The 13,718-nt window shown below is 74.0% G+C and carries 14 protein-coding genes; 6 read left to right on the top strand and 8 right to left on the bottom strand.

What is annotated here, in order from left to right; genetic code table 11:
• Positions 1-42: 42 nt before the first annotated feature.
• The gene (locus AC060K_RS14000; RefSeq protein WP_483766007.1) at positions 43-1,260 is read right to left on the bottom strand and encodes an MFS transporter; all 1,218 of its coding nucleotides are present in this window, start codon (positions 1,258-1,260) and stop codon (positions 43-45) included.
• Between the two features lie 145 nt (positions 1,261-1,405).
• Between AC060K_RS14000 and cutA the strand changes: the two genes are divergently transcribed.
• Positions 1,406-1,750 carry a divalent-cation tolerance protein CutA gene (gene cutA / locus AC060K_RS14005; protein ID WP_483766008.1) on the top strand — a complete coding sequence of 115 codons (345 nt, stop codon included), beginning with the start codon at positions 1,406-1,408 and terminating at the stop codon, positions 1,748-1,750.
• A gap of 74 nt (positions 1,751-1,824) precedes the next feature.
• Here cutA and AC060K_RS14010 read toward each other — a convergent pair whose 3' ends face one another.
• Entirely contained in the window at positions 1,825-3,420 is a 1,596-nt protein-coding gene (locus AC060K_RS14010; protein WP_483766009.1) for a cellulose binding domain-containing protein, read from the bottom strand.
• Positions 3,421-3,787: 367 nt separating this feature from the next.
• On the opposite strand from AC060K_RS14010, the gene AC060K_RS14015 reads away from it, so the two are divergent.
• Positions 3,788-4,021: an EF-hand domain-containing protein gene (locus tag AC060K_RS14015; RefSeq protein WP_483766010.1), complete on the top strand. Its 234-nt coding sequence runs from the start codon at positions 3,788-3,790 to the stop codon at positions 4,019-4,021.
• 24 nt (positions 4,022-4,045) lie between these two features.
• On the top strand, positions 4,046-5,221 hold the full coding sequence (locus tag AC060K_RS14020) for an aminotransferase class I/II-fold pyridoxal phosphate-dependent enzyme (RefSeq protein ID WP_483766011.1): 1,176 nt from the start codon (positions 4,046-4,048) through the stop codon (positions 5,219-5,221).
• Here AC060K_RS14020 and AC060K_RS14025 read toward each other — a convergent pair.
• Together AC060K_RS14025 and AC060K_RS14030 are read right to left on the bottom strand one after the other, a co-directional pair.
• Positions 5,211-5,744: a hypothetical protein gene (locus tag AC060K_RS14025; protein ID WP_483766012.1), complete on the bottom strand. Its 534-nt coding sequence runs from the start codon at positions 5,742-5,744 to the stop codon at positions 5,211-5,213. The two genes, AC060K_RS14020 and AC060K_RS14025, sit on opposite strands and share 11 nt — an antisense overlap.
• Positions 5,745-5,768: 24 nt before the next feature.
• Positions 5,769-6,539, bottom strand: a complete 771-nt coding sequence (locus AC060K_RS14030) for a siderophore-interacting protein (RefSeq protein WP_483766013.1) — start codon at positions 6,537-6,539, stop codon at positions 5,769-5,771.
• Between the two features lie 76 nt (positions 6,540-6,615).
• Between AC060K_RS14030 and AC060K_RS14035 the strand changes: the two genes are divergently transcribed.
• Positions 6,616-7,701 (top strand): glutamate-cysteine ligase family protein, encoded by a 1,086-nt coding sequence (locus AC060K_RS14035; protein WP_483766014.1) that lies wholly within the window; start codon positions 6,616-6,618, stop codon positions 7,699-7,701.
• Positions 7,698-8,693 (top strand): NAD(P)/FAD-dependent oxidoreductase, encoded by a 996-nt coding sequence (locus AC060K_RS14040; protein ID WP_483766015.1) that lies wholly within the window; start codon positions 7,698-7,700, stop codon positions 8,691-8,693. The genes AC060K_RS14035 and AC060K_RS14040 overlap by 4 nt, the downstream gene beginning before the upstream one ends.
• On the opposite strand, the gene AC060K_RS14045 is transcribed toward AC060K_RS14040, so the two are convergent.
• Positions 8,678-9,598, bottom strand: a complete 921-nt coding sequence (locus AC060K_RS14045; protein WP_483766016.1) for a DNA-3-methyladenine glycosylase family protein — start codon at positions 9,596-9,598, stop codon at positions 8,678-8,680. The genes AC060K_RS14040 and AC060K_RS14045 overlap by 16 nt on opposite strands.
• A 40-nt stretch (positions 9,599-9,638) precedes the next feature.
• Here AC060K_RS14045 and AC060K_RS14050 point away from each other — a divergent pair, with 40 nt between their 5' ends.
• Complete coding sequence (locus AC060K_RS14050; protein WP_483766017.1) at positions 9,639-11,249, top strand: NAD-dependent epimerase/dehydratase family protein; 1,611 nt, start codon at positions 9,639-9,641, stop codon at positions 11,247-11,249.
• A 9-nt stretch (positions 11,250-11,258) separates the two neighbouring features.
• Here the strand turns inward: AC060K_RS14050 and AC060K_RS14055 are convergent, their stop codons facing one another.
• From AC060K_RS14055 to AC060K_RS14065, 3 genes are read right to left on the bottom strand one after another with little or no spacing between them, the layout of a single operon-like run.
• Entirely contained in the window at positions 11,259-11,501 is a 243-nt protein-coding gene (locus AC060K_RS14055; RefSeq protein ID WP_483766018.1) for a CDGSH iron-sulfur domain-containing protein, read from the bottom strand.
• Entirely contained in the window at positions 11,498-12,535 is a 1,038-nt protein-coding gene (locus AC060K_RS14060) for a glycosyltransferase family 2 protein (RefSeq protein WP_483766019.1), read from the bottom strand. Before AC060K_RS14060 ends, AC060K_RS14055 begins: the two co-directional genes overlap by 4 nt.
• A gap of 8 nt (positions 12,536-12,543) precedes the next feature.
• Positions 12,544-13,686, bottom strand: a complete 1,143-nt coding sequence (locus AC060K_RS14065) for an iron-containing redox enzyme family protein (RefSeq protein ID WP_483766020.1) — start codon at positions 13,684-13,686, stop codon at positions 12,544-12,546.
• Positions 13,687-13,718 lie beyond the last annotated feature (32 nt).

Genomic DNA, 13,718 nt, shown 5'->3' on the forward strand with positions numbered 1-13,718 from the left:
CTCGTTCGACAGGCCCCGTTCGATAGGGTCAAAGTGACCCTATCAGGAGACGGCGCCCGCCAGGGCCGCACGACGCGCCCGGTCCGCCTTCCCGGTCCAGTAGCCCACCCAGACGGTGCCCGCGAGCGCGAGGACGCCCAGAACCAGCGGGGCCACCGCGAGCGGCGCCACCGCCGCGACCACGGTCACCAGGAGCGGGCCGCCGGTGGAACCGAGGTCGCCGCAGAGCCGCCAGCCGCCGAGGAACTGCGCCCGCCCCTCGACCGGCGCGGCGTCGGCGCCGAGGGTCATCACGATCCCTGAGCCGAGGCCGTTTCCCAGCGCGATGAGTGCCATGACGGCGCCGACCCCGAGCGCCGAGTCCGTCAGCGGGAGGAGGAGGCACCCGATCCCGACGGCGAGGACCACCGGCACCGCGACCACCTGGCGCCCGCGCGTGTCGAGCAGCCAGCCGCCCGGCAGGGTGAGGAGGATGTCGATCGACGCGGCGACGGCGAAGAGCAGCGACACCACCGCCGCATCGAGGCCGACGTGGTCGGCCCACAGGGGCAGCAGGCCCGTGCGGACCGAGCGCGAGGCGGCGATCACCACCACCGCGAGCCCCAGCGTGAGCAAGGTCCGGCGGTGCTGCCGCAGAACGGTGCGCACCGGTATCGGCGTGGTCCCGCGCTCGCGGCGGCCGAAGTCGGGCATCCGGAGGACGATGAGGCCAGACACGACCGCCGAGCACGCCGCGAGCACGAAGACGGCCCGCACACCGAACAGGTGGATCAGCGCCGCCCCGAGGAGCGGGCCCACGAGCAGGCCGACCCGCATGGAGCCGCCCAGCAGGGCCATCCCCCGCGCCCGATGCGTGACCGGGACGGCGTCGATCAGGAAGCCCTGCCGGGCCAGGAGGAACGCCGACCAGCTCGCCCCGCTGACCAGCACGGCCACGGCCAGCAGCCAGACCGAGGGAGCGAGGAACGCCGCCAGCATCGCGACCGCGTCGACGAGCCCCGCGACCATCAGCGTGCGGCGCTCCCCGAACCGCGCCACCACGGCACCCGCGGGCAGCGAACCGGCCAGGGCCCCAACCCCCATGAGGGCCACCACCAGCGCCGCGACGGACGCGCTCGCCCCCAGGTCGACGGCGTGGATCGCCAGCACCGGCATCACCGCGCCGTGCCCCACCGAGCTCACCACCGACGGCGCGTAGGCGACCACCGCGATGTCGCGGAAACGGAAGTCTGCCGTGCGTCCTGGTGCTGGTCCCGTCATGCCGCCAGGGTGCCAGATGGTTCGCCGTGGCAACGTCTGGTCACGAGACATCTCGCCCAGCGGACAGCCTCACCCCAGCAGCGGGGGCGGAATGACCGCGACCAGGTAGTTGTGGGCCTCACTCCCCCGGACCTAGGCTGGCCCGGTGGATCCCGTACTCGTGCAGGTGACGACGACGACCGACGACGAGGCGCTCGCCCTGGAGCTGGCGGACGGGGCGGTCCAGGCACGGCTCGCGGCCTGCGCGCAGCTCGAAGGACCGATCACGTCGGTCTACCGGTGGAAGGGCGAGGTCCAGCGCGAACGGGAGTGGCGGCTGGTCCTCAAGACCCGCGCCGACCTCGCCGAGGCGCTCGTGCTGCACCTGCGTGCGCTGCACACGTACGACCTGCCGGAGATCGTGGTCACCCCGATCCTCGGCGGCAACCCGGAGTACCTGGCGTGGGCGGCGGGCGAGGCAGAGTCGTCCGGCGAGACGCCCGGAAAGTGACCGGGAGCCGCAGATTCTCTGCGGCTCCCGGCCCCCGGGCCGGGGTCAGGGTCCCGGGGGTATGTGGACGAGCGTCAGCTCACGCAGGTGAGCGACGTGGCCGATGGCGCGGTCCCGCTGCCGATGAAGCCGAAGCTCGTGCTCCGGCCGGCGCCGAGGCTGCCGTTCCAGGAGACGTTGGACACCGTGGACCCGGACAGGGTGCCGTTCCAGATCTGGGTCGGCGTGATCCCGCCGGCCAGGGTGACCCGCCAGCTGCTGATCGCCGCCGAGCCGGCGGTGACGGTCACCTCACCCTGGTAGCCGCCCTGCCAGGAGTTGACGATCCGCAGCGCTGCCGAGCAGGCACCCGCCGGGGGCGGGGTGCTCGGCGGCGGCGTGCTCGGGGGCGGGGTCGTCACGGGGCCCGTGCCCAGCTCGAACGTCGTCACGCTCTGCGCCGGAAGGGTCGCCGTGAATCGGTTGCCCGACGCCGAGCCGGCCGGTTGCTGCTGCAGGTTGCGGCTGCCGTCGGTGACCCAGGAGCTGACCGTCGAGATGTTCGCGCCCTCGACGGCGATGCCCTGCTGGACCGACGACGTGTTCTTGTTGACCACCACCACGGTGATCTTGCCGTCGTCGCCCTGGTAGGCGGAGGTCAGCACGCCCGCCCGGACCTCCTTGGTGGCCTCGACGCGCACGTCGCCGGGGCGGACGAACTTGGTGTAGTGGGCCATCATGTAGCCGCGCTTGCTGATGGACCCGTTCTCCAGCATGGGGCCGTAGCTGCGACGGATGTACCACCAGATGTAGGCCTGGAACTCGGCGTCCGCCATCGAGCGGTGGATGTGCTCGCCCACCTGGAGCGCCTCGGGCCACCGGTTCCCGGAGTCGGCCTGGCTGTTGGGCGTGTAGACCTCGGTCATCCACAGCTCCTTGCCCGCCCCCTTCTGCTCGAAGAGGGGGTAGTCGAAGTCGCTGAACGCCGTCCCGTACAGGTGCGCGCCAATGATGTCGGTGTTCGCGAGCGCCGCGGCGTCGTTGAGGATCGGGTCCGACATGTTCTTGCGGTACTGGAACGACTCGGGCGCGATGACCTTGGTGCTGATCGTGCCCGCGTTGTTACGCAGGAAGTTGACGATCTCCTGGGGCGTCCAGGCGGTCCACTCCGTCGCGTAGTCCGGCTCGTTCTGGATCGAGATCGCGTACAGCTCCACGCCGTTGGCGCGCATGTAGTCGACGAAGCTCTCGAGGTGCGCCGCGTACGCGCCGTACTGGTTGTACCGGAGGCGCTTGACCCCGTTGACCGTCTCGGTCATGGAGGCCGGCGGGTTCCAGGGCGACGCGATGACCAGCGCACCCTTGTTCACAGCCGCCTGGGCGGTGGCGAGGTCGCGCGAGAAGTTGGCGCTGTCCTCGGGGACGGGGATCCGCAGGATGGTCATGCCGAGGTCGTCCGAGCCGTTGTCGAACGCGGTGTCGCGCTGCGCCGGCGTGAGGTCGCCGATCCACGACGAGTGGGTCATGCCGCCGAAACCACGGATGACCTGGTGCTTCTGGCTGACGTTGACGACGACGTCACCGGCAGCCGCAGTCGCCGTCGGGGGTACCAGGGATGCCACGAGCGCGACCGCCGCGGTGGCGGCGACCAAGAGTGGTGATCTGAGCCGGGAACGGGTTCCACGAGTCACTTGTCTCTCCTTTGAGTTGCCGTGCCGGGATGGTGCACCGAAATCGTTTTTCGAACCGGCGAGGACGCCTCCGTCGGCGTTCCCCACCACCAGCGACCATACCGGTGCAAAGCGGCCGCGCCAAGGGCTCCCACCGAGAATTGTGCAAACGTATTCACTCGAAAGTTTCCGGTAGTTTCGGCTCCGCATCGCGGGTTACGCACCCCGCGACGCGAGGATGGCGTCACTCTCGGAAAACGTTTGCACGCGGTTCCGTGCCACCCTCTTGCGGTGCGCCTCCCGCTCGATCACCCGGACCGCTCCCCCGGCAGGACCGCCTTCGTGGCAGCATGGGCCCGCCCCGCAACCGAGACCCAGGAGGTCCGAAGTGTCCGATCGTCCGACCGCCCCAGACAGCGAGGCCGCCGAGCTCGCGGCCACGTTCGACGAGTTCGACTCCGACAACGACGGCCTCATCACGGCCGCCGAGTTCCGCCTCGCGATGGAGGGCCGTGGCGAGACCGTCACGGACGCCGAGCTGGACGAGATCTTCGCGGCCGCCGACCACGACGACGACGGCGCCATCGGCCTCCAGGAGTTCACGAAGGCCTGGTACGCCTGACCCTCCGGGTGGATCATGAGGGGCATGGAGCTGTCGGAGCGAGCACACGCCGCACGTGACGCCATCGAGCCCGTCACCTCCTTCTTCCTCTCGCTGCGCGCGATGGACGGGTCGCCGGACGTCGTCGACCTGACGTTCGGCGACCCGCACGAGATGCCGCTCCCGGCGCTCGTCGACGCCCTGCGCGCCAACCTCGAGCCCCGCGCCGAGGACTGGTTCGCGTACAAGACCAGCCTCGCCCCGGCGCGGGAGGCGGTCGCCGCAGGCCTGGAGCGTGAGCTCGGCCTGCCGTTCGCGCCCGACGACGTCGCCATGACGCAGGGCGCGTTCGGCGCCATCGCGCTCGCGTTCCGCCTGGTCGCCGACGTCGGGGACGAGGTGGTGATCCCCGAACCGGGCTGGTTCTACCCGCCGATGCTCCGCGCGGCCGACCTCGTCCCCGTCAAGGCGCCGCTCGCCCCGGACACGTTCGACCTCGACGTCGAGGCGATCGCCCGAGCGATCACGCCGCGCACACGCATCGTCGTCGTCAACTCGCCCGCCAACCCGACCGGCCGCGTCTACGGCAAGGACCGGCTCGTCGAGCTGGCCGCGGCGCTGGAGGCCGCGTCGGCGCGTAACGGCCGGCGCATCTGGCTGCTGTCCGACGAGCCGTACCGGCGCATCCGCTTCGACGGCGTCGGCTTCACCAGCCCGGCCGCCTGCTACCCGTGGACCCTGGTGGACTACAGCTACGGCAAGGTGCTGCTCGCGCCGGGCCAGCGGCTCGGCTACCTCGCGCTCTCGCCCCTGATCCCCCGGGACGTCCGGGACGACCTGCGCGCCGCCACGCTCCCCCTCCAGATGGGGATGGGCTGGGGCTTCCCCGACGCCCTCATGCAGTACGCGGTGCCCGCCCTCGAGACCGTCTCGCTCGACCTCACCGAGCTCACCCGCCGACGGGACCTCATGGTCGGCGCACTCGGCGAGGCCGGGTACGACCTCACCGTGCCCGAGGGCACCTTCTACCTGTGGAGCGCCGCGCCGGGCGGCGACGCGACCACCTTCGTCGCGGCGCTCGCCGACCGCGGGGTGTTCGTGCTGCCGGGGACGGTGTTCGACCGACCGGGCCACTTCCGGATCAGCCTGACCGCCACGACCCCCATGCTCGAGCGGGCCCTGCCGGCGCTGCGCGACCTCGCGGGCGGCGTCACGACGTGATCGGCGGCAGCCCGAACCTACGCCGGTGCTCCTCGATCCCGCCGATCAGCCGGGTCACGTCGAAGGTCCGCGCGTTGAGGGTGAACCGGGAACCGTCGACAGCGTGCAGCGTCAGGACCGGACCGCCCTGGCGCTGCACGATCTCGTACGAGGTGACCTCGTGGTACCGCACCGTCCGGGCGACGCCGAAGAACGTCCGGAACGAGAGCTCGTCCGTGCCGATGACCATGTACCAGTTCCGGTAGCCGACGAGGAACAGCAGCCCGCCGGCGAGGACCGTCACCGACGCGACCCGCATGTCCAGCGGACCGTCGTCCCCGAAAGCCACCAGGCACATCACCGCGCCGACCACGACGAGCAGCCAGCCCACGAAGCCGAAGAACTTCGGCAGCCGGACGCCGCCGGGCACCTTCTTGGCGAGGTTCGGGTGCTTGCGCGCATAGACGCTCAGGACGCCGACGACTCCGAGGACGAGCGCGACCAGCCCCGTCCGCAGCAGGATCTGCAGCTCTGCGGTCTCCACGACGGCGAGGGTACGCGCTCGCGCTCAGACCGGCTGCAGCTCCCGCGCCCGGACCTGCTCGGCCTTCCAGCGCCGCAAGCCCTCCTCGGTGGCGCCCCGCCGCCAGTAGGCGGAGATGGAGACGTCCTCGGGCGGCACGCCGCGCTCCCACAGCAGGTAGGGCCGCACGCCCTTCATCGTGGCGTGAGCCTCGCCGTGCACGAAGGCCTGGACCCGGCCGGGCAGCCACGGCAGCGCGCGCACGGCCGCGGCGAACGGCTCGACGCCGGGGGCCGGCTCACCGGCGACCAGCCAGGTGACCTCGACACCGGCGGGGTGGTCGAGCGGCTGCCGGTGCTCCGCGGCCGGGACCTCAAGGAGCACGTGACCACGGGCGTCGTCGGGCAGCAGGGCGAGCGCGGCGCGGATCGCCGGGAGCGCGGACTCGTCGCCCGCGAGGAGGTGCCAGTCCGCGGTCGGGTCCGGGCGGTAGTAGCCGCCCGGACCGCGCGCCGTGATGGTGCCGCCGGGCCTGGCCCGCGCGGCCCACGGGCCGGCGTAGCCCGCCCCGCCATGGTCCACGACGTCGATCGTCAGCGTCCCGTCGGCGGGCGACGGGTCCAGCACGGTGTAGGTCCGCAGCACCGTGGACCCGTCCGGCTGCGGGAACACCAGCCGGACGAAGCGGTCCGTGAAGACGCTCCCCGCGAAGGCCGACAGGTCGGGAGAGCGGAGTCGCAGGCGGACCATGCCGGGGGTGCGCCGCTCGGTGGCGGTCACGACGAGGTGGGTCTGCGCCTGGAGGGCGTCATTCACAGAGGTAAGGCGAACCACACTCGACACGTTCGCAATGTTCCGCCCAAAACGGACGTCCGCCCCGTACGGTGGGGCGGTGCCGTACAGCTGCGGGTTCGAGTTCGAGTACGCCCTGGTGGACCCCACCGGCCGCGTCCGCGGCGCCTCCGACCTGGACTTCCGCGCGCTCCACACCGCCCTGGCCGGGGGCGAGGGGACCGACGACGACGCGATCACCCACGGCGACATGGGCATCAAGTCGGGCTACTGGTACCTCGAGGGCGACGAACGGTTCGGCCCCGACGGGGTCTTCGCCGACCTGCGGGTCAAGGGGGTGGAGATCCGGACCCCGGTCAGCGCCGGTCTGACCGAGGCGGCCGACCACCTGGAGCGCCTCCAGGCCCTGCTCGCGGAGCGGCTGGAGCCGCTCGGGCTCGGCCTGGCGGTCGTCGGCTTCCACCCCACGCAGACGGAGTACCGCTTCGAGCCGCCGCTCAACGACTGGGAGCAGGCGCTGCGGTCCGAGGACCGCGACTACGACCACGCGGACATCTCCAACCTCACCTACGGGCCGGACGTGAATCTGTCCTTCCCGGACGCCACCGACGACGACGCGGTCGACCTCGCCCGCAGGCTCACCCACTACAGCCCGTACCTGGTGCCGTTCAGCTTCAGCTCCCCGTTCTTCGACGGCGGCCTGTGGTCCGGGCCCAGCCGGCGCACGTACGTCCGCACCGGGCCGCGTGCGGCGGCCCGGTGCTTCGTGGAGCGCGACCCGGACCCGGCCGTGTCGCCCGCCTTCCACCACGCCCCGCGGATCCCCCGCGAGCGAGGGCGGATCGAGTTCAAGGCGTACGACGCGTTCCTCTCCCGCGACCTGCTCCTCGCCGGCGGGGCACTCGTGCTGGGGGTGTGCCTCTCCGACGCGCTCCCCGACCGCAGCGACGTCCCGAGCCGCGCGCTCCATCAGCGGGCGGCGTCCGGCGCCTTCCACGACGCGGAGATCGCCGACGGCGCGGCCCAGGTGCTGGCCGCCGCGACGTCGGCCCTGGCCGGCCGCCCGGAGCAGGCCCTCCTGGCTCCGTTCGCGAACCTGCTCGCGCACGGGCGCACGCCCGCCGACGACCTGCTCGACGCCTACGCCCGGACCGGACTCACCTACCTGCCAGGAGGCCTGCGATGACCCTTCCCCCGACAGCCGGCGACGACCTGCCCGCCGAGGTCGACGTGGCGGTCTGCGGCGCAGGCCCGATCGGCGCCTCGACGGCCTACTTCCTTGCCCGGAACCACCCGGGCCTGCGGGTCGCCGTGGTGAGCGACGACCGGCCGGACGACCCGGAGCACACCTCCACCTATCGGTACTCCGGCGGGAGCATCCGCTGGACGTGGGACCACCCGGTCAAGTCGGAGATGACCACGGAGACGGCAGGGTTCGTGCGCGGCCTGCTCGAGTCCGGGGTGGACCTCGACGCGCTGCAGAACTGGTACCACGAGCTCGACCTGGGACAGGCGGTGCCCGCGCTGAACGTCTCCGCGGCGCGGCTGGTGACGCACCTCCTCGATGAGTCCGGCCGCTCCGGCGCGTCCTGGCACCCGGGGACGCTCGTCACGGGCGTGCGGCCGGCCGGCGGGACGGGCGGGCACGTCGTCGAGACCTCTCGCGGCGAGCTCCGGGCGGGCCGCGTCCTGCTGGCCCTGGGCGCCGCCACGGACCGGGTGCTGCCCGGGCTCGACGCCACCTCCGAGAAGCGGCAGCTGTTCGTGCTCGACCTGCCGGTCGAGGGCCCCCGGGAGGCCCTCCCCCACACGATCGTGCCGCTCGGCAACGGCTGGGCGTACGTCTTCGTCAAGAGGTTCGACGGGCAGTTCCGGGTCGTCGTCGGGCAGGAGGACCTGGTCGACGACGACGACGTCACCGGGCCGGTCGACTACTGGGACAAGCTGCTGGCCCACGGCCTGGGTGACGTGCTGCCCTGGCTGCGCGACGCCCGGGTCGAACGGGTCCTGTGGGGCGTCGACACGGACGAGAAGACCCTGGTCGTCGCGGAGCCCGCACCCGGGCTGCTGGCAGCCCGGTGCGGAAGCGCCGTGCGGTCGTCGGCGTGGATCGGCCGGACGCTGGCGGACCGGCTGGCGCGGCCAGGCGGGCACGAGCCAGGTCAGAACGCCCGGTAGTCGGGCACCGGCAGCCGCGGTCCCCGGCGCGGGGCCTGGTGGCGTCCGTCGATCATCAGCAGGCGGACGACGCGGTGCCGGTGCGGCGCGTACGGGGCGAGCAGGCGCAGCATGCCGTCGTCGTCGGTCCGCTCGCCCGCGAGGGCCCAGCCGACCGCGGCGGGCAGGTGGAAGTCGCCCACGGAGACAGCGTCCGCGTCGCCGAAGGCGCGCTGCGCCACCTCCGCCGACGTCCACACGCCCACTCCCTGCACCTTCTCCAGCCGGGCCCGTGCCTCGGCGGGCGCCATCGCGCACGCCTCCTCGAGGCGGGGCGCCACCACCGCGCACCGGGCCACCGTACGGGCGCGTCCCGGGTCGACGCCGGCGCGGTGCCAGTCCCAGACGGGGATGCGAGCCCAGGTGCGCGCGTCGGGCACGACCCGCAGGCCCGCGGGCACCGGCCCGGGCGCAGGAGTGCCGTACCGGGTGACGATCCACCGCCACGCGCGGTGCGCGGTGACGGTCTGCACGCGCTGCTCCAGCACGGCGGGCACGAGAGCCTCCAGCACCCGGCCGCTGCGGGCCATCCGGAGACCTGCAGCCCGCCGGTGCGCGTCCTGCACCTGCGGCGGCGGCACGAAGCCGGTGGCGTCATCGTCCTCGCCGAGCAGCGCCGGGAGCGCCTCGGCGGCCTCGCGGGCGCCGGCGCCCCACAGCTGCACCACGACCTCGTGCGGCCCCGCCGGGGCGAACCGCTGCGTCACCGGCCCGGTCCGCAGCAGCGAGGTACGCCAGATAGTGCCGTCGGCGGCGCGGTGGAACGTGGGGTCCGCCGGCCCGTGCGCGAGCGGCGCGAGCGTCAGGGCGACGTCGAGCCGGCGCGGCGACGTGTGGCGGACGGTGAGCACGTACCAGTGGACCATGCCGCGTGCGTGCGCGGCGCACCGGTGCCACCGTGGCCTCATGCGCGTCGTCGTCGTGGGAGCCACCGGGAACGTCGGGACGGCGCTGCTGCACGCCCTGCGCACGGACCCTCGGGTCACCTCGGTGCTCGGGATCGCCCGCCGCCTGCCGGACCGCACTGCCGAGCCGTACCGGGAGGCCGGGTGGGCGGTGGAGGACGTCGCGGCGGAGGACCTCGACGAGACGGTGGTCACGCGGCTCGCCGAGCGGTTCCGCGGCGCCGATGCCGTGGTCGACCTCGCCTGGCTGATCCAACCCAACCGTGAGCGCGGGCTCCTACGCCGCACCAACGTGGAGGGCACCCGGCGCGTTGCGGAGGCGGTCGTCCGCGCGGGCGTGCCGCAGCTGGTGGTCGCGTCGTCGGTGGGGGCGTACTCCCCCGTCGACGACGACGAGCCCCGCCAGGAGGACTGGCCCACCGACGGTATCCCGACGTCGCACTACAGCGTGGACAAGGCCGCACAGGAGCGGGTGCTGGACGAGGTGGAGGCCTCCCACCCGGACCTGGTGGTGGCGCGGCTGCGCCCGTCACTCATCTTCCAGGCGGACGCCGCGCAGTCGGTCGTGCGGTACTTCCTGGGCCCCCTGGTACCGACGCAGCTGCTCCGGCAGGGCCGGCTGCCCGTCCTCCCGCTGCCCGCCGGCCTGCGCATGCAGGCCGTGCACGCCGACGACGTCGCGGACGCCTACCGCCGCGTGGTCGTCGAGCGGGCGCGCGGAGCGTTCAACGTCGCGGCGGACGACCTGCTCCGGGGCGAGGACCTCGCCCGGATCGTCGACCACGGGCGGCTCGTCGCGGTGCCTCCCGCCGCGGTCCGAGCCGTCCTCGGCGTCGCCTACGACAGCCGGCTGGTGCGCTCCGACCCGGGCTGGCTGGACATGGCGATGACGGTCCCGGTGCTCGACACCGCGCGCGTCCGGACCGAGCTGGGGTGGGCGCCGCGGCGCACGGCCGCCGAGGCGGTCGAGGAGCTGCTCGACGGTATCGCGGTGGGACAAGGCCTCCGGTCCGCTCCGCTGCGCCCCGCCACTCCGCGGCCCGCCGGCTCGTCGGTGCTGCCGCTCCGCGACACCGGAGAGGTCCGGATCCCGGGCTCGATGGACCGGTACCTGTTGGGCCTCTACCTCTCCGACCACTTCACCGGCGCGACGGCGGGGCTCGAGCGCATGGAGCTCATGACCCGCACCTACCGCGACACCCCCTTCCACGCCGAGCTCGCCGAGGCGACCGAGCAGCTGCGCGGCGAGCGGGAGCTCTACCGAGACCTGCTCGACCGGCTCCGGGTGCCGCCGCGCCGCTACCGCACGGCGACGGCCTGGCTCGGCGAGAAGGCCGGACGGCTCAAGCTCAACGGCCGGCTCCTGCGGCGCTCACCGATGTCGGCGGTGCTGGAGGCCGAGCTCATGCGGTCGGCGGTGCTCGGCAAGATCGGCGGCTGGCAGACCCTGCGCGAGCACGCGGAGGACCTCGGGCTCGACCCGGCGCAGCTCGACGGGCTGATCGCCACGGCCCGCGCGCAGCTCGAGCTGCTCGACCGCTTCCACGAGTACGTGCGGCAGCGCGCCTTCCGCGAGGGCCGCTCGCTCGGGGCGGAGGACGCGGCGCGCTGAGTCCGGTCGTCAGGCCCGGAATCCGTTCACCTTGTGCGTGCCGTCGCACCAGGGCGGGATGGCGGTCCCGCCGCAGCGGCACAGCGCCACCGTCGCCCGGTGGCGGGCCACCGGCTCGCCGTCCGCCCCCACGATCGTGGCGGGGCCCCGCACCAGCAGCGGCCCGTCGGGGCAGGCGCGGACGGTGACCTCGGCCTCGCGCGGCGACGCGACGCCGTCGGGCCGACGGCACCTGGGGTCGGGGATGGTCATGCCGCCTCCCGGTGCTCGTCCTGGCGGGCCGACGACGGTCCTGTGGTCGCCCGGGCGCGCAGCTCGCCCTCCGGGTGGGCAGCGGTCCGCAGCCGTGCCCCCGCGTACGGGACACCGCCCCGGACACGCCATGCCAGCGCCGCCCACGCGCACACCGCCCGCTCGACCACCCAGACGGGCGCCCACAGTGCCGCCGACGGCGGGAACCGGCGGGCGCCCTGCGCACGCTGCCGCCCGGTCTCCGCCGCGGCGACCGCCGCTCCGGCCAGCAGGGCGCAGGCCGCCGCCCCGGCACGCCGCGCCCGCCCACGCCCGAGGACCGCGGCCGAGGCGGCCGTGCCGAGCGCAGGCAGCAGCGCGAGCTCGGCCGCGAGCCGCCCCGGCTGGGCGAACGAGTCGTAGGCCTGCCGTACACGCTGCTCGGTGAACTTCCGCACGGTGGGCGGCCGGCGCGGGACGTACACGTCCGGGGCGCGGAGGACCTGGCCTCCCCTGGCCCGAACGGTGCGCAGCAGCTCGAGATTCTCGAAGAGCACGCCCGCGTCGTAGCCGGCGGGCCCCAGGGCGGCGCGCCGGAAGGCGAGAGTGCCCGGGTAGTCGCCGCCGAACGCCCGGTTGACGAGCGAGCGGGCCGTGTCCCAGCGGGCCTGCCAGGGCAGGGAGTCGTAGACGTTCTGCGGCACCACGGCGTCCGCGACGTCGAGCAGGCCGACCACCCGGGCGAGCGTGGCGTCGTCGTACCGGACGTCGTCGTCGGCCACGACGACCCGGTCCTCGACGGTGGCAGCGAGCGCCGCCAGGACCCCGACGACCTTGCCGTTGGTGCCGGGCCCGGACGCCGGGACGGGCACGACCCGCGCGTGCTCTCCCCAGGCCCGCGTGTGCGCGGCACGCACGGCCGGTGGCGAGCCGTCGGCGACGACGACCGGAAGCACGGCCGCGACGCGGGCGAGGTAGGTGGCCAGGTCGGCGACGTCAGCGCGCACGACGTGCTGCCGTCGCAGCGGGAGGACGTACACGGCTCCGGGGATCATGGCGCGCCTCAGGCCGCGGCGGTCCGGTCGGCCGGGGCCGGCTGGGTGGGCGACCCGGGCGGGACGCGCAGCGCGGGCTCGCCGCGCTGCCACCGTTCGAGGACGTGCGCGGCGACGTCGCCCTCGACGGCGAGGCACACGGCGGCGCCCCACAGGACGTCGTCGCGCAGGTCCGGCTCCTCCTCGGCGAGGCGCCCGGCGAGGTCGCGGGCGGCGATCTGCTCGTGGACGGCGTCGGCCTCGACGTGCTCGTCGAAGTACCAGGTGGTGTCCTCGCTGTGGCCGAGGCGGCGGAACCCGTTGCTGTAGAGGCGGGACGGGATGGAGGAGGTCATCTCGAAGGCCGCGAGGTGGCCCACGACCGCGCCCCGCAGCCGCCGGTGCAGGCCCAGCAGCGACATGGTGTTGACCGCGACGAGTGACACGGCGGGGACCACGTCGACGTACCGGCCGTAGGCGTCGTCCAGCCCGACGCCGCGCATCGCCCGCGCGAACAGCTCGGCGTGCATGCGGCCGGGTGCTCCGCCGCCGTACTCGTCGGCCTGGATCTCGACGAGAGCGGCCTTGGGCGTGCCGGCGAGCCGGGGGATCGCCCAGGTGTGCGGGTCGGCCTCCTTGAGCTGGTAGACCGACTTGAGGGCGAGCAGCTCCCGCACCTGTTCGGCGTCCGCCTTCTTCGCGACGTAGCGGGACAGGCTCGGGCCGTCGTCCTCGGCGGCCAGCCGGAAGAGGCGGTCGGCGACGCCGACGGCGTCGGTGGTCTCGCACTCGGGGACGGGGACCCGCCGGCGCAGGGCGGCCTCGAACGGGCCCTCGACCCGGGCGCGGACGGCGAGGAGGTCAGGGTGCCACTCCCAGGTGTCGTCGACGCCGTCGAGGCCGCGGTAGTGCAGCTCGTACAGCGCGAGGAGGGCGAGCTGGACGTCGTCGGACAGGGCGGCCTCCGGGCCGTCGGGACCGTCGATCCCGGCGTCGTCCAGGGCGGCGGCGACGGGGGCGAGGCTCGCCGCGTCGGCCCGGGCCTGGCCGGGCGGGCCGGGCGGGCCGGCGAGCAGGACGTCGAGGAGCGCCTGGCTGACGGGTCCGCGGGGCTGGGGCACGGGCATGCGGCGCGACGGCGTGGGCTGGTCGGTCTGCGGCGTGGTCGTCATGAGGCCTCCCGGTCCTGCGAGAGAGCGCCACC

Source organism: Antribacter sp. NEAU-D49 (assembly GCF_057158775.1).

Excerpts from the sequence above, each read along its gene's own strand:
- AC060K_RS14000 (WP_483766007.1), bottom strand. The coding sequence starts at position 1,260 with ATGACGGGACCAGCACCAGGACGCACGGCAGACTTCCGTTTCCGCGAC.
- AC060K_RS14020 (WP_483766011.1), top strand. The coding sequence starts at position 4,046 with ATGGAGCTGTCGGAGCGAGCACACGCCGCACGTGACGCCATCGAGCCC.
- AC060K_RS14040 (WP_483766015.1), top strand. The coding sequence starts at position 7,698 with ATGACCCTTCCCCCGACAGCCGGCGACGACCTGCCCGCCGAGGTCGAC.
- AC060K_RS14045 (WP_483766016.1), bottom strand. The coding sequence starts at position 9,598 with ATGGTCCACTGGTACGTGCTCACCGTCCGCCACACGTCGCCGCGCCGG.
- AC060K_RS14050 (WP_483766017.1), top strand. The coding sequence starts at position 9,639 with ATGCGCGTCGTCGTCGTGGGAGCCACCGGGAACGTCGGGACGGCGCTG.
- AC060K_RS14055 (WP_483766018.1), bottom strand. The coding sequence starts at position 11,501 with ATGACCATCCCCGACCCCAGGTGCCGTCGGCCCGACGGCGTCGCGTCG.
- AC060K_RS14060 (WP_483766019.1), bottom strand. The coding sequence starts at position 12,535 with ATGATCCCCGGAGCCGTGTACGTCCTCCCGCTGCGACGGCAGCACGTC.
- AC060K_RS14065 (WP_483766020.1), bottom strand. The coding sequence starts at position 13,686 with ATGACGACCACGCCGCAGACCGACCAGCCCACGCCGTCGCGCCGCATG.